Annotated in this window: 17 protein-coding genes and 2 pseudogenes; 6 read left to right on the forward strand and 13 right to left on the reverse strand. The window is 68.8% G+C overall.

Features of this window, described 5'->3' with window-relative positions; translation table 11 throughout:
- Positions 1-31 precede the first annotated feature (31 nt).
- From G3T38_RS14735 to G3T38_RS14750, 4 genes are read left to right on the forward strand one after another with little or no spacing between them, the layout of a single operon-like run.
- Positions 32-727 carry a hypothetical protein gene (locus G3T38_RS14735; protein ID WP_163773083.1) on the forward strand — a complete coding sequence of 232 codons (696 nt, stop codon included), beginning with the start codon at positions 32-34 and terminating at the stop codon, positions 725-727.
- Positions 724-1,206 (forward strand): hypothetical protein, encoded by a 483-nt coding sequence (locus G3T38_RS14740; RefSeq protein ID WP_163773084.1) that lies wholly within the window; start codon positions 724-726, stop codon positions 1,204-1,206. Before G3T38_RS14735 ends, G3T38_RS14740 begins: the two co-directional genes overlap by 4 nt.
- On the forward strand, positions 1,203-1,679 hold the full coding sequence (locus tag G3T38_RS14745) for a hypothetical protein (protein ID WP_163773085.1): 477 nt from the start codon (positions 1,203-1,205) through the stop codon (positions 1,677-1,679). The genes G3T38_RS14740 and G3T38_RS14745 overlap by 4 nt, the downstream gene beginning before the upstream one ends.
- A 57-nt stretch (positions 1,680-1,736) precedes the next feature.
- Positions 1,737-2,240: a hypothetical protein gene (locus tag G3T38_RS14750; RefSeq protein ID WP_163773086.1), complete on the forward strand. Its 504-nt coding sequence runs from the start codon at positions 1,737-1,739 to the stop codon at positions 2,238-2,240.
- A gap of 16 nt (positions 2,241-2,256) precedes the next feature.
- Here the strand turns inward: G3T38_RS14750 and G3T38_RS22745 are convergent, their stop codons facing one another.
- The 3 genes from G3T38_RS22745 to G3T38_RS14765 all read right to left on the reverse strand — a co-directional run bounded on the left by G3T38_RS22745 (position 2,257) and on the right by G3T38_RS14765 (position 5,398).
- Positions 2,257-3,219 carry a glycosyl hydrolase gene (locus tag G3T38_RS22745; protein ID WP_163773087.1) on the reverse strand — a complete coding sequence of 321 codons (963 nt, stop codon included), beginning with the start codon at positions 3,217-3,219 and terminating at the stop codon, positions 2,257-2,259.
- A 212-nt stretch (positions 3,220-3,431) separates the two neighbouring features.
- Entirely contained in the window at positions 3,432-3,836 is a 405-nt protein-coding gene (locus G3T38_RS14760) for a hypothetical protein (RefSeq protein WP_163773088.1), read from the reverse strand.
- An 89-nt stretch (positions 3,837-3,925) separates the two neighbouring features.
- On the reverse strand, positions 3,926-5,398 hold the full coding sequence (locus G3T38_RS14765; RefSeq protein ID WP_163773089.1) for an HNH endonuclease signature motif containing protein: 1,473 nt from the start codon (positions 5,396-5,398) through the stop codon (positions 3,926-3,928).
- A 622-nt stretch (positions 5,399-6,020) separates the two neighbouring features.
- On the opposite strand from G3T38_RS14765, the pseudogene G3T38_RS21220 reads away from it, so the two are divergent.
- Positions 6,021-6,287: pseudogene (locus tag G3T38_RS21220) on the forward strand (transposase); the annotation flags it as partial.
- Positions 6,288-6,337: 50 nt separating this feature from the next.
- Here G3T38_RS21220 and G3T38_RS14775 read toward each other — a convergent pair.
- Positions 6,338-7,390 (reverse strand): IS110 family RNA-guided transposase, encoded by a 1,053-nt coding sequence (locus G3T38_RS14775; protein WP_163773090.1) that lies wholly within the window; start codon positions 7,388-7,390, stop codon positions 6,338-6,340.
- Positions 7,391-7,657: 267 nt separating this feature from the next.
- Between G3T38_RS14775 and G3T38_RS14780 the strand changes: the two are divergent.
- Positions 7,658-8,551: pseudogene (locus tag G3T38_RS14780) on the forward strand (IS3 family transposase); the annotation flags it as partial.
- A gap of 1,077 nt (positions 8,552-9,628) precedes the next feature.
- On the opposite strand, the gene G3T38_RS14785 reads toward G3T38_RS14780, so the two are convergent.
- The 9 genes from G3T38_RS14785 to G3T38_RS14825 are packed head-to-tail and all read right to left on the reverse strand — an operon-like array spanning position 9,629 to position 18,668.
- Positions 9,629-10,486: an ROK family protein gene (locus G3T38_RS14785; RefSeq protein WP_338037683.1), complete on the reverse strand. Its 858-nt coding sequence runs from the start codon at positions 10,484-10,486 to the stop codon at positions 9,629-9,631.
- On the reverse strand, positions 10,479-11,138 hold the full coding sequence (locus G3T38_RS14790; protein WP_163773092.1) for a nucleoside/nucleotide kinase family protein: 660 nt from the start codon (positions 11,136-11,138) through the stop codon (positions 10,479-10,481). The genes G3T38_RS14785 and G3T38_RS14790 overlap by 8 nt, the downstream gene beginning before the upstream one ends.
- Complete coding sequence (locus tag G3T38_RS14795; RefSeq protein ID WP_163773093.1) at positions 11,132-11,830, reverse strand: HAD family hydrolase; 699 nt, start codon at positions 11,828-11,830, stop codon at positions 11,132-11,134. The genes G3T38_RS14790 and G3T38_RS14795 overlap by 7 nt, the downstream gene beginning before the upstream one ends.
- On the reverse strand, positions 11,811-12,521 hold the full coding sequence (locus G3T38_RS14800) for a TauD/TfdA family dioxygenase (RefSeq protein ID WP_163773094.1): 711 nt from the start codon (positions 12,519-12,521) through the stop codon (positions 11,811-11,813). The genes G3T38_RS14795 and G3T38_RS14800 overlap by 20 nt, the downstream gene beginning before the upstream one ends.
- Positions 12,518-13,165 (reverse strand): beta/alpha barrel domain-containing protein, encoded by a 648-nt coding sequence (locus tag G3T38_RS14805; protein ID WP_163773095.1) that lies wholly within the window; start codon positions 13,163-13,165, stop codon positions 12,518-12,520. The genes G3T38_RS14800 and G3T38_RS14805 overlap by 4 nt, the downstream gene beginning before the upstream one ends.
- Positions 13,162-14,496, reverse strand: coding sequence for a 3-phosphoshikimate 1-carboxyvinyltransferase (gene aroA, locus G3T38_RS14810; protein ID WP_163773096.1), 1,335 nt, complete (start codon positions 14,494-14,496; stop codon positions 13,162-13,164). The genes G3T38_RS14805 and aroA (G3T38_RS14810) overlap by 4 nt, the downstream gene beginning before the upstream one ends.
- Positions 14,493-15,782 carry a 3-phosphoshikimate 1-carboxyvinyltransferase gene (aroA, locus tag G3T38_RS14815; protein ID WP_163773097.1) on the reverse strand — a complete coding sequence of 430 codons (1,290 nt, stop codon included), beginning with the start codon at positions 15,780-15,782 and terminating at the stop codon, positions 14,493-14,495. The genes aroA (G3T38_RS14810) and aroA (G3T38_RS14815) overlap by 4 nt, the downstream gene beginning before the upstream one ends.
- A gap of 20 nt (positions 15,783-15,802) precedes the next feature.
- Complete coding sequence (locus tag G3T38_RS14820; RefSeq protein WP_163773098.1) at positions 15,803-17,767, reverse strand: SDR family NAD(P)-dependent oxidoreductase; 1,965 nt, start codon at positions 17,765-17,767, stop codon at positions 15,803-15,805.
- Position 17,768: 1 nt separating this feature from the next.
- Positions 17,769-18,668: a hypothetical protein gene (locus G3T38_RS14825; protein WP_163773099.1), complete on the reverse strand. Its 900-nt coding sequence runs from the start codon at positions 18,666-18,668 to the stop codon at positions 17,769-17,771.
- Between the last annotated feature and the right edge of the window lie 8 nt (positions 18,669-18,676).

An 18,676-nucleotide genomic window follows, 5' to 3' on the forward strand; every position in this document is an offset into this window, starting at 1 on the left:
TCGCGGCCGCAGCCGCCCAGGGGCAGGTCGCATGACGTCCGAGATGCGAGCCCTGCGTCGCCGCAAGGTCAGGCTCATCCTCGTAGGGGGGCTCGGTGGCGTCGTACTGACGGCGGTGGCCGGTGGCGTGTCCGGGCTCTACGCCGACGATCGTGTGCCGTTGTGGGGCTTCGTCCTGGTCCTCGCGCTGGTGGCCGCGGTGGCCGTCCCACTCCTCGTCCTGGGTGTGCGCGAGTTCGTCGGTGTCATCCAGCAGGACGTGCTCGCGCCGTACGGAGTCGAGGCGCCGGCGCGTGCTGCGCCGCTGGCGGTGGCATCGATCCTCGTCGTCGGTCTGCTCGCGGCGGTGCTCGTCACGGACCTGATCACGGGGTCGGTCCGCTGGGTCGTGGCGGCTGTGCTCGCCGTGGTCGTGGTGGTTCTCTACCTCTTCGCCTGGCGCGCGGGGTCCGACAGCCGCCGACGCGTGCAGCAGGCGCGGCGCGATCGTGGCTACCTGGTGGGCGAGCAGCCGTGGTCGTGGTGGGCCCACGCCGGGTACGGGGCGCTCTTCGCGGTCATGCTCCCTCTGCAGATCTGGAACGCGGTCCGCTCCGAGGCGTGGAGCTGGTTCTTCTGGGCGGGCTCCGTGATGTTCACCGCGATGCTCGTCAGCATCGGGTGGTCGGCGACGCAGAAGTGGCGCCGCGAGCGGCGGGGCGTGACGCGCGCGGGTGAGACGGCGTGAAGACCGACCTGGGCGTCGAGATCCCGCGACGGGTGCAGCTCGTGGGCGCTGTGGCCTACGTCCTCATCGTCACCGGTTGCCTGCTCGGTGGGGTGACCGCGGGCGGCCGGATCCCGGTCGCTGTCGGTGCACCGGTCACAGCAGTCCTGCTCCTGCTGGGTGTGGCGCTGCTCGTGGTGACCATGCGGCTGGGGGCCGAGATGCGCCGTACCTCGGCGCAGGAGTTCGAGCGGCGGGGATACGCGCGCGGCGAGATCGTCGCGTCGTGGCGGTTGCACTGGATCCAGATCGGCGTTGGCGGGGCGATCGTCACCTACTCCGTGCTCATGTTCGTGTTCGGCGACGGGCACTGGGGGCATGTCCTGGTCGTGGTCGGTTTCAGCGTCACCCTCGTGGGCTACACCCGGTCGGCGTACCTCCGCCGTCGCCGGGAGCGGCGGCAGCGCGCAGGAACCGTCGACGGGGAGGTCAGCAGGTGAAGACCGAGCACGGGGTGCCGATCCCGCGTCGGGCGGCGGTGGTGCTCGTCGTGGGCTACCTGGCGGCAGCGGCGGCGTACCTGGCGCTGGTCCTCGACGCGATGCCGCACCGCTGGGTCATCGCGGGTGCGGGCGGCGGGCTGGCCGCCGTTGCCTTCACCGCGGCGTACCCGCTCCTCGGGGAGACCCGCCGGCAATCCCGTGTGGTGCGCGCGGCGTTGGGCTACCGGTGGGGGGAGCGGCCGTGGACCTGGAGCCACCACGTTCTCAACGGCACGCTGGCCCTCGCCATCGGACTCTCGCTGGGGGCGGCGCGGGAGGACGACCAGGGGCTGGCGGTCATCAGCGTGCTTGCCTTCCTCTGGGGTGGCGTCATCGCCGTCTCCGCCGTCCAGAAGCGCCGCCACGAGCGCAGCGACCGTGAGCGGTTCGGCCCACCCGAGTCCTACGAGGCTGCGCAGCGGTTTGGGTAGACCATCCGCCGGGCAGATCGGGGCGCGTCGTGCCCCCTAGTCCCGAGGACCCCTCCCATGGCCCGGTTCAACGCTGTCAAGCTGCTCGACCCTCGCTCCTTCACCTCCCCCCTCCAGTGGGTCGCCGCGGCCGCGCTGGTCGCTGGCCTGGTCCTCGGCCTGGTGGGCTTCCTGGGGGCCTCGTTCCTCCAGGAGCGCGCCCTCAAGAACACCCCGATCTGCGGCGAGGGCGAGACGTCGGGCTGCCTCGTCGCGGTCGAGGGTGAGATCGAGAAGCCCACGCGCACCAGCAAGACGCGCAACTTCGTGCCGTGGGACGACGGGGAGAAGGAGCGCATCAACGGCCTGAGCGACTCCGACCGGCGCGAGCTGGTGGACGGCAAGCGCGTCGACGGTCTCTACGACGGGAAGCGCCTGGTCGGCATCGACGCCTCGGGACGCCGGTACTTCCACACGCGCATCCAGGACGCCGGTACGACGTGGAAGGTGCTCGCCTTCGGCGGTGCCGGTCTGGCGATCGTCGGCGGCGGCGGTCTGTTCCTGACGCGTCGGCGGGACTGACCCGGCGGCTCCCTCGTCAGGCGACGCCGGCGCGGAAGGCGTCGAGCGACGCCTGGGTCGACTCGACCCGCCAGTCGGTCTCCTTCGCCGCGTTGAACCAGGTGAACCCCGCGACCTCGGGGTGGGCGTCGAGGACGGCGAACATGTCGGCGATCCAGGCGGCCTTGTCGCCACCGGCCTCCGCGCAGCCCACCTCGCCCAGCACGAGGGGCTTGCCGGTGAACGACCGCAGCTCGCTGACACCGGCACCGAAGACGTCGGTGAAGGTGCCCCACTGCGACCAGTCCTGGCTGGTGCCCCAGTTGTAGCCGTCGAGGCCGACCACATCGACGTACGCATCCCCGGGGTAGATGGAGGCGAGCGCGGGCGTGCCCGCGAAGGGGATGTTGGGGCACCACACGTGCTGCACGTTGCGGGCCCCCGCCGAGCGGAACAGGGTCACGACACGGCGCCAGGCCGCGGCGTACTGGCTCGCGGTGGTGCCGTTGACGCCGACCGCCCAGGGGTACCACGACCCGTTCGACTCGTGCGCGAAGCGCAGCCGCACCGGCCGCCCCCACGCGGCGGCGGCGCGCGCCCACGAGCGGATGTAGGAGTCGTGGCGGCCGGCGGCGATGGAGGCCATGGAGTACGTCGACTGGACGGTCCCGCGCGCGGGGTCCCAGGGCTCCCAGGTGATCTCCGGAACCGCACCCAGGGCGGTGACCTCCTGCACCTGGGCCAAGGGGAACGCCGTCTTGGTGGACCAGGCGACGTACCAGGTGACGAGCTCCGGCATCCGTCCGACGGCGGCACCTGCGGTGCGGACCGACTCGAGGTTGCCGGGGTAGGCGGGGAGGAAGACGCCGTAGCCGCGGTCCGTCGCCGTCGTCGCCGCCGAGGCGGGCGAGGTGAGGACGGGGGCGGCGGCGACCGCGGCGGCGGCGAGGCCGGCGGCGCCGAGCAAGGTGCGGCGGGACAGGGAGACAGGATGGAACACGGCGGCCTCTCGGTGGGGGCCGTGCGGCTGCGGGGGAGGCGAGGTGCACGGGGGAGTGGTGCTGCGGGAGGGGATTCTGCCTCCCTTTCGGCCGGCTTGCGGCAGGCTTGAGCAAAGTCGCCCCTCGAGAAGAACGCCGTGGGCGGCCGAGCGCCGAGCTGGGTGGGCGAAGGTCGGTGCGGTCGTTCACGCCGTTCCTGTCGCCGTGAGGCTCAGAGTCGCGACGTCAGTCCGTCGAACGCCTCCGTCGCGATCGACGGCCAGAACAGGGCCGGCGCCACGACGACGATGACGAGGAAGACGAGCGCACCGGTGTACGGCCGGCCGCGCAGCACGTGCAACGTGAACCCGGCGACCACGGCCGGTACGACGAACACGGCCGCCGTCGGCAGCTGCAGCAGGCACCACGCGAAGATCCCGCCGTAGATGGGGATTCCCCAGAGTCGCGTCAGGACGCGACGGTTGCTGCGGGAGCCGCCCGGCCGCTGGTTGGCGACGACGTCGCGGATAGGCAGGTGGCACGACCGGCACGCGGCGGACCTGGGCGGCACGTCCGACCGGCACACCGGGCATCTGAGGTTGTCGACCGCGTCCTGCTGCTGCCCCCGGGTGATCATGCGCCGTCTATCGGCTGGGTGGGCGACCAGCTGAGATCTTTGGAGCATGCTCCGCCGCCCGGCCACGGGGTGTGGGCGGGCGGCGGGTGTCAGCTCGGGTCGTCGGGTCCGGGTGGGCCGTCTGGTGGCCAGGGGCGGGTGCCGTCGTGGTCGACGAGGTAGCGCAGGCCCACTGGGCTGGTCCAGATGACGGCGTTCGGTGGTTCGTTCTGTGTCGGGTTGGTGGGGCGGTAGGTCCACCGGTTGCCTGTTCTCAGTTCGCGGTGGGTCTTCATGCGGTGGTGGCGTCGGCAGAGCGGGAAGAGGTTCCGGGTGGAGGTCTGGCCGGGTGGGCCGTTCTCGTCGTACCGCTCGCAGTGGTCGAGGTCGGCCGTCCGTGAGGAGCGGGTGCAGTGGGGGAAGACGCAGCGGGGCCAGCGGGCTCTGACGTGGTCGGCGATCCGGTCGGGCGGGTTGTAGCCGTTCACGGCGTCGTGGTGGTTGAGGTCGATGATCGGCTTGACCGTCACTCGGGTGTCGGGCGATCCGCACCAGGACTGGACCTGCTCGACGGTCACCGCACCTCTCGGTAGTCCCGGGGTGTCGAGCCTCGCGAGGTCGATGCCCGTCATGCCGGTGCAGGCATCGATCCCGGGACCGATCCCGTTGAGGGTGCCGGTGATGGCCGCGTGGTCGAGGTGCACGAACAGCACCACCTCGCGCCGGGCCCGGTGCACCGGTCGCGGCTCGGTCTCGGTCGTCGCGTCACCCGCGTCGTACTCCAACGTCGTCACCCCGTCGCAGCGCCGTGCGATCTCGCCGAGGGCCATGGAGCGTCGGATGTCGAGGTTCGGGTCGCAGCCCAGCTCGCCGAGCTGGCGGGCGACGTGCGCGATGCTCCGTTCCAGGTCGAGCGCATCAGCCAGATCCAGGCTGCCATGGACGTTCACCGTGCCCCGCAGGGTCCCGGTCAACGGGTCCGCATAGGCCACGTCACCGAGGTCGATCGCGAGATACCGGTCGCCGTCAGCCCCATGGCGCTCGGCCTCGGTGGTCTCGGGGTCGAACCGCGCTGCCGCCTCCGCCACCAACCGGTCGACCTCGGCACCGGTGGCCTTGCCCGCGACGTACGCAACGTGCCGGTCGACGAACCCGGCCGCCTCGAAGGTCAGGGGGCGGGTGGCCTGCGCGATCCGCCGCCCCCGCCACACGTCGACCTCACCCGCAGCGATCCGCTCGTGAACGCGCGGGAGTCGGTAGCGCAGCTCGACCGCGTCCCCGACGAGGCGACGGGCGGCGTCGAACGAGCAACCCCGGGCTGCGGCGACCTCGCTGATGCAGAACTCCGCGACCACGGGCGCCCCCGGCCCGCCCAGCTCGAGGAATTGATCCCCCGCCAGGGCTTCGGCGTCCCACTCGCCCAGTGTCGTAAGGGGATCACCCACGACGGCGTCCGAGGTGTGCGCCGCAGCCCAGTCACCGACTGCCACGAACGCAGCCGCCTCCGCCACACGCGCCGCCGTCGTGCGGTCGCGGACCGCGTCGATCAACGCGGTCGCCGTGTGCTGGGTCCCCCGATCCATGCCCCCGACTCTGGTCGAACACACATTCGATCACCACCTCCCGGTGGTGACCTGTGGACGACCAACCCGAGGCCGGCGCCGAGTTGTCACGTACGCAGCGACGTGTCCTCACCCGCGCCACGGCGTACATGACAACTCGGCGTGACGGTCGGTGACACGCTCAGCTCCGCGCGAGCGGGGAGGGTGCGTTGTACGTGGCCGTCAACTGGTTCAAGTTCGGCTCACCCCCGCGCGAGCGGGGATGAGCCCACCGAGGCCGAGAAGTTCGGCGACCTGTTCTCGTGCTCCGCGCTCGTCGCGGGGATGAGTACGGGCTACCTCGTCGGGTCGCACAACGGACGAGCGGCACCATGGTGACCGGTGAGGTGGCGTCGCCGCGACGTACGGCCGCCACCTGCGGGGCGAGTCGGTGGCGAGCGGCCAGGTGTCGGACGCCCGGCCGAGCGGGCAGGTCAGGACTGCAGGTCCGGCCGGTGCCCGGCACGGTCGTGCGGGTCCCTTAGCTGTGCTGATCCCGCGCAATCCGTCGGCGCACCTCAGCCGGTGCACGGTGGGGACTGCTGAAGGTTCGGTTGTCACCTGACCTCTGGCGACGTCAGTCGCCGCTGGAAGGATGTCGACCATGCCTGCTCCCCATCCCAAGGAGTTCCGCGACGACGTCGTCGCGGTCGCCCGGCGCGGTGATGCACCCGTGGCTCAGATCGCGAAGGACTTCGGGATCAGCGAGTCCTGCCTACGCAACTGGCTCACGAAAGCCGACGTCGAGGACGGCGCGAAGCCTGGCATCACCAGCACCGAGAACGCCGAGCTGCGTGAGGCTCGGAAGAAGATCCGGCTGCTCGAGCAGGAGAACGAGGTTCTACGCCGCGCAGCGGCCTATCTCTCGCAGGCGAATCTGAAGCTCGGCCAGTCCCCAAAATGACGCTTCTATGCCTGGCGTCAAGCCATCGCGGTCTGGAGTTCGCGGAAGATCGCGCGGCATACGTATCGTTTGAGGCAGCGGCGGATCTCGCGGTTGGAGCGGCCTTCGGTGCGTCGGCGTGCGACGTAGTCGCGGGTGGTTTCGTCGTAGCTCATCCGGGTGCGGACGATGACGTCGAAGGCGCGGTTGAGTTGGCGGTCGCCCGAGCGGGACAGGCGGTGACGGTCGGTGTTGCCCGAGGATGCAGGGACTGGCGCTATCCCGCCGAGGGCAGCGAAAGCTGCTTCCGAGCGAACCCGGCCGTGGTGGGAGTATGCGCAGATGATGATCGCTGCGGTGACTGGGCCGACGCCTGGCTGGACCTGAAGGCCGGGAGCGAGGGCCTCGGCGAGCTGATGCAGCTCGCGGTGATTGTGCTTCAAGAGCTCGCCCTGCTCGAGCACAGAGCAGGCGAGACGACGGGCTTCGCGGCGGGCAATTGTCAGAGGGTCGTGCTGGGCGGTGGCGCGGCTGGTCCGCCATGCCGCGATCGTGCGAACCTGCGCTTCGGTCAGGGGCTTGCGGGCGTCGATCCCAAGGTCAATGCTTCGCAGCAGTGCCAGGAGAGCGTTGCGGTTTGCGGTGCGTTGTTGATCGAGGATCGACCGCGAAGCGAGTAGGACTCGCAGCGCAGTGCGTTGACCGGCCTGTCGGGGCTTGGCGAGGCGATTGAACTCTCGACCAAGGACCGCTCGGGCTGCGGCTTCGGCGTCGAGAGCGTCGGACTTGCCACTGTGTGCCTGGGTGCTGCGGGCTGCTGGGCGTACCTCGGCGATGTCGAAGCCGGCCTCGCTCAGGGCCGCGGTGATGCCGGCGCCGTAGGACGAGGTCCCTTCGACCGCGGCGAGGACGCTACCGCTGGTCCGGCGCACGATCCAGCCAATTGCTCGGGCGTTGCCCGACCGGGTGGTGGGGAATGTCGCGGTGTCGATGACCGCTCCGGTCGCGGCAGCGAGCAGACAGTAGGTGTGGGTGCGGGCATGGGTGTCGATGCCGACGACGTGCTCGAACAGCTGGGCAACGATGGTCAACGGGACTCCTGACTCAGAAGGGGATGCGGACGTTCCGGCTCGAGCCCGTGGGGTCGCTCAGAGTCACATCTGTAATGAGTCACGGCCACCGATGTCGCCGGTGGTCGGACAGGCTTCTAATCAAGGCATCTGTGCGTGGAAGCCGAACCTCGGACGGTGTGCGGACATGTCATTTTCAAGACACCACCAGGGGCTGGTGGGTCGGATATACCCGGAGTCACGCACGCCGGCCGAGATCAGCCTCTCAGCCGGCCACGGGCCAGCCAGCACCCATTACAGACGTTCCCGCTGGTCCGTGACCTTGCCGCCGACAAGATCAATCCGATTCCTGTCGCGGTGACCTGCCGGGTGCTGGGCTTCTCCCGCCAAGCCTTCTACGCCTGGGACCGCGACCCGGTCAGCGACCGCGACCTGGCCGATGCGTACCTGACCAACGCCGCGCTCGACGTGCACGCCGACGACCCCGAGTTCGGCTACCGGTTCGTCGCCGACGAGCTCGCCGCGGCCGGCCACGTGGCGTCCGAGCGACGGGTGTGGCGGTTGTGCTCGCAGGCCCGGATCTTCTCCGCGCACAGCCGCCGGCGGGGCACTTCGAAGCGTCCCGGACCGCCAGCTCACGACGACCTGGTCCGACGTGACTTCACCGCGCATGCGCCGAACCAGCTGTGGCTCACCGACATCACCGAGCACCACACCGACGAGGGGAAGCTCTACCTCTGCGCGATCAAGGATGTCTTCTCGGCACGGATCGTGGGCTACTCCATCGCCTCGCGGATGAAAACCCGCATCGCGCTCGCGGCCCTCTCAAGCGCGGTTGCTCGCCGTGGCGGACCAGCCGCAGTGGTCGGATGCACGGTCCACTCCGACCGGGGCAGCCAGTTCCGGTCGAGGAGGTTCGTCGAGGAGCTGAAGCACCAGGGCCTGACCGGGTCGATGGGTCGCGTCGGTGCGGCCGGGGACAACGCCGCGATGGAGTCCTTTTTCGCGCTGCTGCAGAAGAACGTTCTGAACCGGCAACGCTGGCGCACGCGCGAAGAGCTCCGGCTGGCGATCGTGACCTGGATCGAACGGACCTACCACCGCCGACGCCGACAACGGGCACTCGGGAAGCTGACCCCGATCGAGTTTGAGACCATCTACGCAGCCGCTGACGCGGCCTGAAACCACTCACCACGAGTGACAACCAGACCTTCAGCAGTCCCTCCGGCTCGTCCGCTCCCAAAGTTCCTCGGGGTACTTCCTCGGTGCCGCCACGACTATCATCCTTTCGAGGAATGAGAGCCTCCATCAGGTCCGGCACGCAACACAGACCGGTTCCCTCTTCAGGGTGGCCCACGTGAACTCGCCGGCGGCGTTGTCATACGCATCGCCCGTCGACCCGAACGACGTCGTGATGCCGAGGGCCTCGAGCCGCTCGGCGAATGCCAGCGAGGTGTAGGCCGACCCGCGGTCGGCATCAGGGCTAGTGCGCATAGCCCAACAGACACGCAACTGACAACGCAACCGACAAACGCGGCGTGAGAAGGGGTCGATGACTCCGGCGAAATGGGGTCAGCCGTCGTCGGTGCGTAACTGGGTGACGTCGGGTGCCCATGCGGTGTTGGGCTTGCCGGTGCGTCACTTCTTGCGCGAGTAGGCGCTCAGACGCCGTGCTCGCGCATCAGCCGGGCGCCGCGCTTACTGGCGGGTGTGATGCCCGAGACGAGCGAGCTCAGCGTGGACGCTCGGGCCTCGGTCGCGCCAAGCGTCGTAGCCGGATCGGGAGACACCCAGAACTGAGCGGACCCGCTTCGATTCCAGGCGCTCGTGTTGGTTCAACGCGTCGGCGGCCTGCTTGGCACCGTCCTTGCGGGCCTAGCCGACGACGGTCTTGGCACTGATCCCGAGGCCGCGGGCGATCTCTGCCATCAGCTCATCGCTTGTCAAGACCAGGAGGACGGCCCCGGTCCGAGACTCCGCTGGGTACCTCGACGAACGGCCTTCAAGGGACTCCCTCCAGCGAGCCTGCGGCTCACTGTCAGGTGTCCACCACAGCGGGGCAAGACCAACGCCACGGCGTTGTTGGCCGAGGCAGAGCGGACGCTGCGCAGCGCCTCCGCCGTCGCTGTCGACGATCCGGACGCGGCGTACTCGCTGGTCTACGACGCAGCGAGGTTCCGCGGTACGGCGTTGCTCGCCGAGCGAGGGCTGAGGCGCTCCGCGACGGGCGGTCTCCGCCGGCCGCACGATCGAGCCTGCTTAGCGTGGCCGCAACGGTTGATCGAGGACTCGCGCGAGCGCGACCGCACCGTGGAGCGTGGCGTCGCCACCGAGTCGGCCCATTCGGACTAAGGTGCCATCGCCGAGAGAGTAACGCACGTCTGCCACCAGGCCGGGCAGCAAGCCGACCAGTCGTCCGCCGATTACCACGACCTCGCATCCGAACATCTCGGCCCCCACCCTGCTTGCTGCGGACAGCGCATCGACGGCGCCTCGGCGTACGTGAGCGAGCGCAGGCCCCGACCAGCGTCGCGCGATATCGTTCCAGCTGAGATCGCCGAGCCCCAGCCCGACGATCCGATCCATGATGCCGCGCCCCGACGCCCATGCCTGGACACAGCCGCGTCGTCCGCAGACGCACTCTGCCGATCGGTCGGCGATGGTCGTGTGTGCGAGGTCGATCGGTTCGCGCACGGGGACCGGCATGCCGTCCACCACCCATCCAGTCGACACCCCTGTCCCGAGTCCCAGGTAGAGCATTCTTTCTAGTCCCTGTTCCGAGGCTTCGCCGAGGGCCGCCGCCGCGCCGTCTGCCAGGATCTCGACGCTGACGCCGTTGAAGGCGAGTGCAGTGCCGAGCGGCAGACCGAGCCATTCCGGTCGGTTCGGCCAGCGGCGGACGACGCCGCGTGCGTCCATCTCGGGCGCCGCGGCAACGACGATCCGGTGGATCGCCGGAGTGAGTTCCTCGGCAATCCACGCAGCCAGCCACGCAAGCTCGTCGGTCGCCCGGGGCAGGACGGGGAGGGCCGAGGTCCGGATCCTCGACGACACGACGGATGCGACCTTTGTGGCGCCCAGGTCGACGACGAGAGAGCCGGACGGCGCCTCACGCACGATCTTCAAGCCGCCGATGCAGGAGTTGATCGTGCTCGGCTGCCCACCGGAGCATTGCGCCGAACACCTCCGTCTCCAACTCGTCGGCTCCCTGCCGGCTGTCCACGCGCATGACGTCGTAGTCGACGAGCTCGTTCGAGGCGAGGTTCCGATAAGCGTCAGCAAGGGCCTGCAGCCGTGCCATTCCGCCGCTGCGCAAGATGTGATCCCCCTTGGGACGAGCGAGGATCCGCTCGTATGCGATTTGCGCGGGGCAGACGAGCTCCACCGACATGTCGGGTGCTGGCAAGCATCCGTAGACCTGCATCAGCTGATCCGGGTCGACGGACCCGTTCGCGATGGCCGTGGCGACCCACGAGCGCACGAAGGTGTCGGTGAACACGATCTGGCCAGGGAAGAGGATCGGCGCGATGGAGCTGTAGTAGAGCTGGTACATCTCGAGCGCGGTGGCGAACTCGACGGGTCCGCGCTCGAACACTGCCCACCACGCGCCGTGGCCCTGCTCGACAGCGAGCGCAGTCAGCAATCGTTTGCCGACTCCTCTTAGCTGCCGCTCGTAGCAAGGAACGCCAGCCTCGTGGGCAAGGCGCATGACTCTACCGATGAGCGTGCTCTTGCCCGCTCCGTCGATGCCGCAGACCTCGATCAGCATGGTTCCTCCGGGCGGCGCGATGCCGCCTCAAGCACGTCGAGGGGACGCTGAAGCACGTGGTCGGGCGGTCTGCTCAGTGCACCGACGTCCGAGTACCCCCACTTCGCGAAGGCAGTGCGGCATCCGGCGCTCCGGGCCGACATCATGTCGGTGTCGGAGTCCCCCACGACGAGCACCTCCTGGGGCGCAACGGGTCGGCACGGCAGGTCGCGCAGCACCGCGCGCACGTGCTCGGGAGATGGTTTGGCGGCGACGACCTCGTCGCCGCCCCGCACCACATCGATGAACGTGAGCAGCCCCAGCCCCTCGAGGATGTCGCGGGCGGTATCACCTTCCTTGCCGGTCACGACTCCTAGGGCGACACCCTGGTCGCGAAGAGCCCCCAAGACCTCCCTGATGCCGGGGTAAGCGGTGACTTGAGCCGATCGCGCGTCGCTGAGGAGGCGGTATCGTGCCGGAAAGGAAGCAGGCAGGCCCAGCCTCGCGGCAATGTCCGGTAGAGCTCGGCCGAGGTTCTTCTGATACTCCGCGAAACCGGGCGCCCCCGCGAGGTCGGCCACCGCCTCCGTGTAGGACGCCCGCATAATCTCTAGCGAGTCAACAAGTACGCCATCCATATCGAAGAGGACGGCGGCGGCAGGCCCCGCGGCACCTGGCTCGCCTTTCGCCTGCTCAGTTGTCTGCGCGTTCATAGTCACCCCATGCAGTGCGGAGCTGACGTGTGACCCGACCCGACAGCGCGGACCGGCCGTGGAGGCAGCGCCTGTTGTCCAACACGAGCACGTCGCCGGCGCCAAGTGGCGCCGGGTGGCTACCCTCGAGCGCGCGCACCGCAGCTGCGAGGTCGGCTACAGCGGCACGTGTATCCTCACGGTCGCCGACTATCTGGTACTTCTGGTCGTGCCGATAGCGGATGGCGTCGCGACCGTCGCCAAGCTGCCACAAGACCGGCCCCGTTGCGTGGGCCCTCTTGGACTTCTCTTGCTTGGAGAAGCGGTACCGGGGCTCGCGGAGCAGCTGGGTGGTCCCGGCAGGAAGCGCGGTGACGATGTCACAGACCGTGACCAGACAGGACTCGCCGTACCCAGGGAGGTCCGGTTGGAGGCACTGCAGAAGGAGAAGTTCCGGCGGGTCGGGTTCGAAGCTGCCGTCCGTATGGGCGGAGAGGACCTGGTCGGACTCCGCGACCGACCTCTCGACGGACGAGCCCGTGTACGTCACCATCTGCAGCTCGGCCCAGAACGTTCCCCTCCGCGGCTCGCCAAGGTAGCGGAGCACTTCTAGGAGCTGGTCAGGCGACGTTCCCACCCCGACGAGGTGGGCGTAACCCCGCTCGTGGACGTCGTCTCGGAGGCCGTTGATCCGATCGGCGGTGAAGGTCACGAGGTTGCCTGCCTGTCGTGTTCGACGGAGGGGTCCAGCAGCGCGCGCCACCAGGGTGCCGGGAGACGGTCGGTCTCCGCCACTGGCGGCACGAACACGAGGGCCGACCCCGCGAGCGCCGCCACGAGACGGCCTTGACGCGATCCGGCCGGGGTGAGGGACAGCGGCACCGTTTCCTGAGGCCACTCGGCTAGCACGTCGAGACCAGCTCGGACGTCCTCCGGGGTGGGCGCCGGATACACGACCTTGACGATTGCCCCCCCGAGGCCGGCGAGACTTTCGGCATGTGTGCGCAGCTCCTCGGCGCCCACGGTACGGGGTAGGTGCGTGGCGGGAATCGGGGAGATGCCCTGATCGTTGATCGCGGCGAATAGGCGCCTCGTGCGAGGGTCGCTCGCCTCCGCCTCGAACTGCACGTGGGTGACCCCGGTTCCGGCAAGCGAAGGGAGCAGCTCCTGCAGACGGTGTGCGTCGTGCGATCTTGTGGCAGCGATCACGCGGGGCGAGGCAGGCGACCGCGCCGGCGCCCCTGTCGCCAGACGGGCCCGCTCCAACGGCACCTCGTACCAGGCGAACCAGCCTGTGGCCGGGACGTGATCCACCTCGGAGACGAGCTGCTCCCTGCGTATCTCCCCACGGTTCATACAGGCGTCCTCGTGATGGGCACGCTCAGCGACTCCAATACGTCCCAGAAGCCGGGGAAGGTCTTCGCGACGCAGTCGGCGCCGTCGATCACGGTGTCGCCGATCGCAAGCGCGAGGGCTGCGAAGGCCATCCCCAAACGGTGGTCGTGGTAGGTCGAGAGTGTGAGGCCGGTTCGAGGCGTGCCACCGTCGATGGTGACGGCATCGGAAGTGGAGGAGGTGGTGATCCCCAGCTTGCTGAGCTCCGTCTCGATTGCCTGGATGCGATCGGTCTCGTGAAAGCGTGTGATGCCGACGCCGCTGATGAGGGACCGGCCCTCGGCGAGCGCCGCGAGCACTGCGATGTTCGGCAATTGGTCGGGCGTGCTCGTGAGATCGACGTGGACGGGGGAGAGGTGCTTCGGCCCCGTAACGGTGATCGCTCCGTCGGCGTCATGCTCCACGGTGCAGCCAAACGCCTCAAAGGTGCTGAGGATCGCGAAGTCGGGCTGCAGGTCAGAGCCGTGGAGGTTTGTCACGGTGATCGTGCTTGCAGTCGCAGCAGCGAGGGTGAGGAGGTGGCTCGCGCTACTGATATCACCAGGCACGCGTTCGTCGAGGGCGCGGTAGACGCCCGGCTCGACCTGAAGGCCACCGGTAGTGCGCTCGAGCCGGATGCCGCGACGGCGCATGAGCTCGACCGTGAGGTCGAAGTAGCCACTTGCTTCGAGGCCGTCGACGTGCAGGTCCACACCCCGCTCGAACCCCGGCGACGCCGCCGCCAGGGCGGAGGCGAACTGGCTGGAGCGGCGGGCATCGACAGTGACCGCGCCGCCTCGTGGACGAGCGCTGCCGATGACGACCGGGGGGAATCCGTGCCCGTCGCCCGAACCACGGACGTCAGCGCCAACCGCGCTCAGTCCGCGCAAGAGCTCGGCTACGGGTCGCGCGAGCAACGGCGGGCGGCCCGTCACGGTGGTCACGTGAGGCGCGAGCGTCGCGATGGCCGTGACAAAGCGCATGACCGTGCCCGCAAGGCCAGCGTCGATGACGACGTCGCCGACATCGGGCAGCTCTCCGCCGCAGCCGACGACGCGCCAGTTGCGAGCCGTGTCATCGAGCGGCTCCACCGCGATGCCTAGGGTGCGCAGCGCACCGATCATCTGCCGCGAATCGTCGGCAACCATCGCGTCGGTGACGGTCGAAGTGCCGTCAGCGAGCGCTGAGAGCACGAGCACTCGGTTGGTCTGGCTCTTGCTCCCGGGCACCGACGCGGTGCCGACGCCGGACCACTTCTCCGGCAGCGCGACGCGGGCAGGGGCGGGGGCGAAGGTGTTTGGAGTAAGGCTCACGAGGCCAACCTTCGCAGGTTTTCGATGAACGCGGGGTAGGACGTTGCGGCTATGACGCCGTCGTTCTCGATGACAGTTTCGCCTTCCGCCAGCAGGCCGGCTGTCGCCAGCGAGTTGCCGAGCCGGTGGTCGCCGTGGCTGTCCGTCGTGGCGCCGCGGAGTCGAGCGCCACCAGCGACCGTCATGCCGTCGGAGGTGACGTCTATCGTGGCCCCGAGCTTGCGGTACTCCTGCGCGACGGTCTCCAGACGATTCGACTTCTTGTTGCGCAGGTCCTCCGCGCCCTGGATGACCGTGGGACCGTCGGCCAGGCATGCTGCAAGGATGAAGCCTGGGAACTCATCGATCATGCGAGGGACGAGGTCGGGGGTGATCGTGGTGCCGTGCAGCTGCGCGGAGCGGACACGGAGCGTGGCGACCGGTTCGATTCCGTCGGTCTCGTTGACGACGCTGATGTCGGCCCCCATCGAGGTCAGTGCCTCGAGCACCCCAATGCGTGTCGGGTTCATGCACACGTCGGTGATGGTGATGTCGGCATCGGGGTGCACCGAGCCGGCAACGAGCCAGTAGACGGCAACGCTCATCTCTCCCGGCACGCGAAAGTCGAGAGGCAGCAGGTCCCTGCGGTCCCCGGGGAGGGTGACGACGGTGGGATCGGTCCGACCGACGTCGACGCCCATGGCTTGCACGAGACGCTCGGTGTGATCGCGGCAGGGAAGGGGAGTCCGGACCGTCGTCGGCCCTTCCGCTCGCAACGCCGCCAGCATGATGGAGGTCTTCGCCTCGGCGGAGGCGATGTCGAGGCTCCAGTCCACCCCTCTGAGAGAGCCGCCGAGAACCGCCAGCGGGGGGGTAGTACCTCCGTTTGCCCCTAGCACGGTCGCACCCATGGCCCGCAGGGGGTCGATGATGCGCGCCATCGGACGCTCATTGGTGCGGGCTACCCCCGAGAGGATGGTGAGGTGCGGCTCGGGCGCGACCAAACCTGCCACGAAGCGCATCGTGGCCGCTGAGCGCCCCGTGCGGAGGACCTCGTGAGCCTCGGCGAGTCCGGCAGCACCGACGCCCTCGACGATGATCTCGCCCTCGTCCCGCGTGAAGGCGACCCCGAGCTGGCTCAAGGCCTCCAAGGTCAGCGCGTTGTCGTCGCCGTCCAAGTAGTTACTGATGCGCGATCGGCCGGCCGCAAGGCTGGCGAGGATGACAGCCCGGTGGGAGATCGACTTGTCCGGAGGGGCGTGGACCACGCCCCGGAGGCGGCGGGCGCGCGAGACGACGAGCGGCATGTGATTCTCCTTCGAGAGGGTCAGGCGTCGTTGCGGCGGAGCTGTGCATCCACCAGACGGGCGAAGTACGGCGTGCGCAGGTACGCGCGCCACCCGATGGAGGAGAGAGCGCGGGCCAGCTCGGGGTGCAGATTCTGGAGAACCTCGAACATGCTGCCGAGCCAGGTGCCCGCTCGCGCGTCGCCGGTCTCGAGCGCCGCTAGCACGATTTCGGACGCCCGTCCCACGGACAGCATCGGCACGTCGCGCAGGCGGACGTGGACATCGGTCATCGGCGTCTTCACGAGTGGGAGTCGTACAGTCACGAACGAGATCCCCTTCCCCGCGAGCTCGGCTGGGAGGACGGAGAACACTCGGTCGAGCGCCGCCTTGGTGGCGGCGTAGACCGAGAAGCCGGGGACGTCCAGCTGTGTCGAGATGGTCGAGATAGTGACGACCCGTGCATCCGGGCGGCCTTCCATCAATGGGACGAGTCCTCGGATCAGGTGCGTCGGTGCCAGGAAGTTGACCTGTGTCATCCGGGCCAGTTCGTTGAGGTCGTCGGTCATGTCGAGCAGACGACGGTCGATCGAGAGGCCAGCGGAAAGCACCAACACGTCGATCGGTCGATCATCGGAGAGAAGCTGGTCGACCGCCGAGGTCACGTCCTCTGGGTCGAGCAGATCGCACGGCAGGTGCTCGACGCGCTCGCGTTCGGGGTGAGGTGCGACCACCGACGCGACACGTTCCGCATGGCGGCCGAGGACGACCACCGAGGCGACGCCGGAATCGAGCATCCGACGCAGCATCTCGGCGCCGATCCCCGAGCTGCCGCCCGTCATGACGACGTGCTTGCCGGAGAAGAACGCGCGGCGCCGAGCGCACGCGTCCCGCATCCGATGGGCGAGCCAGCCATACCAGATACGTGAGACGTAGCTTGTGAACATCGTCGACTCGATCCCCAGCTCTCGCAGGTGGGCCGAGGTGATGTCGTTGCTGAACTGGGTGGGCTGGTGCAGCTCCGCGAGAAGATGCTGAGGGATGCCGGCGTCGCGCAGGATCGCGAGGATGTCGTCGCGCAGCTGAGTCAGCACGGTGTCGTGCTCGGCACGCTCGTTGAAGTCCTGGACGGCGTGGCCCACCCAAGCGAGGTCAAGGATGCGCTCCCTGCCTGCGGCTTCCAGGACGAGGCGCATGATCTCGTCGGCACGGAGTACGTCGTCCTCGAAGACGTGATGGACGGCCAGGCCTCGGTCAGCGTTGGCGGCCAGAGCTACAACGGCGCGAGCGGCATGGTCGACGGGACACAACGGGATAGGCCCCCACCCGATGGTAGGAAGCGGCAATCCACGCGGAACGGACCTGTCGACGGAGCGGATCGCCTCGAAGAAGCCGTAGACGCCGTCCTCCTTGAAGTGGCTGCCAGTGCTGGCGTCGCCGACGAGAACGCCCAGCCGGTAGATCCCGCGGACCGGAACGGAGCTGTCGCGTACGAGAAGCTCAGCGCGGTGCTTCGAGCTTGCGTAGCTCGTGGGCCACCCGGGCGCCTCCTCGTAGTGCTCTTCCGTCCAGATGCCCTGGTAGCGGCCGGCGACCATGACCGTGCTCACGTGCGCGAAGGAGGCAGCTGCGATGGTCTTCGCGAGCTCGAGGGCGCGTCGGGTCCCCTCGACGTTTACCTTCTCGTCTTGCGCGGCGTCGGCGCGTGCCAGGTCATAGCGGGCGGCTGTGTGGTACATATGCACCCGTTCCCCGCTGAGGACCGACACTTGGTCTGCGGCGACCCCGCACTGTTCGGCTGTCACCTCACCGCGGATGACCTCAAGTCGCGCGAGGTCCGCCCGGCGCGCGTCGAGCCATCCCCGCAGCTCGTCCTCGCCGTCGCGTACGAGCGCCACGACCCGATCACGGGCGTGACGATGCAACAGCTCGAGCACGAGCTGTCGCCCGAGGAAGCCTGCGGCGCCTGTCACGAGGTGCGTCGCCAGTTGTTCACCTTCGTTCACGTCAGTACGCATAAGGGATGCTCTCGAAGATGCGGTCGATCACGCGGCGGCGGACCCGATCCTCACGCAGCGCCGATCGGACCACCTCGAACGATGCGGACGCACCGGCGATGAGGTGCGCCTTCTGCTCAGGCGCTAAGGCGTGGTTGCTCAGGAACCGGTCGCGTAGCTCGACGAGCGCAGGGAGATGGGGGTCGTCGTCGTTCAGACCGTCGATCCAGTTCATGACGAAGCGGCGGCTCTGTGATGTGAAGCCAAGGGCCGCAGCGAACGCCAGTAGGCAGTACTCCAGGACGTTGCGGCAGCTGTACTCGACGAGCCCGGCGGTCTCGTGGGGGGCCGAGCGGGCATCCTCGAGTGCCTCTCGCGCCAGGACGAGGTTCTTCACCGAGAGGTAGAGCGGCAGCGAGCCGACGTGGAAGTCGGCCCGAAACTGGTCCACGACATCCGCGCCGTCGAGCACCAGCCCGGTGCGTAGACGGTGCAAGTAGCGCAACGTGTACTTGTCGAGCATCGGTAGCTTCGTCAGGCCACCGCCCCTCGCGGTCGCCCCAGCCACCTGGTCCAGCTTGTCGGCCAGCGACGAGTAGTCTTCCCAGCAAACGACTTCGGTGTTGATCTCGACGCCGGAGGCGTAGGTCAGTGTCTCGCTCGACTGGCCCGACGAGATCACGAGATGCCCACCCGAACGCAAGTTCACCCGACTTGTGTAGGACACGAAGAGGATGTCGATGTCGGAGGACGCGGTCTGGTAGCCCTCCGCCACCGAGCCGACGAGAAGCGTGCCGACCGGCTCGTCACCTGTGAACGTGGCACGGGCGGCCCGCGCGACATCGAAGCCCGTGGAGCGCAGAAACGCGAGGACGTCCTGCTTGCTGCGCAGTCCGAGGAGCTCTTCCACCGGCCGTT

It is taken from the genome of Nocardioides zeae, from assembly GCF_010686755.1.
Taxonomy (GTDB): domain Bacteria; phylum Actinomycetota; class Actinomycetes; order Propionibacteriales; family Nocardioidaceae; genus Nocardioides; species Nocardioides zeae.

Bases quoted from the DNA above. Each gene is read 5' to 3' on its own strand.
- G3T38_RS14750 (WP_163773086.1), top strand. From the start codon at position 1,737: ATGGCCCGGTTCAACGCTGTCAAGCTGCTCGACCCTCGCTCCTTCACC.
- G3T38_RS14790 (WP_163773092.1), bottom strand. From the start codon at position 11,138: ATGCTGATCGAGGTCTGCGGCATCGACGGAGCGGGCAAGAGCACGCTC.
- G3T38_RS14805 (WP_163773095.1), bottom strand. From the start codon at position 13,165: ATGAACCGTGGGGAGATACGCAGGGAGCAGCTCGTCTCCGAGGTGGAT.
- G3T38_RS14735 (WP_163773083.1), top strand. From the start codon at position 32: ATGACGTCCGAGATGCGAGCCCTGCGTCGCCGCAAGGTCAGGCTCATC.
- G3T38_RS14760 (WP_163773088.1), bottom strand. From the start codon at position 3,836: ATGATCACCCGGGGGCAGCAGCAGGACGCGGTCGACAACCTCAGATGC.
- G3T38_RS14765 (WP_163773089.1), bottom strand. From the start codon at position 5,398: ATGGATCGGGGGACCCAGCACACGGCGACCGCGTTGATCGACGCGGTC.
- aroA (WP_163773097.1), bottom strand. From the start codon at position 15,782: ATGCCGCTCGTCGTCTCGCGCGCCCGCCGCCTCCGGGGCGTGGTCCAC.
- G3T38_RS14795 (WP_163773093.1), bottom strand. From the start codon at position 11,830: ATGAACGCGCAGACAACTGAGCAGGCGAAAGGCGAGCCAGGTGCCGCG.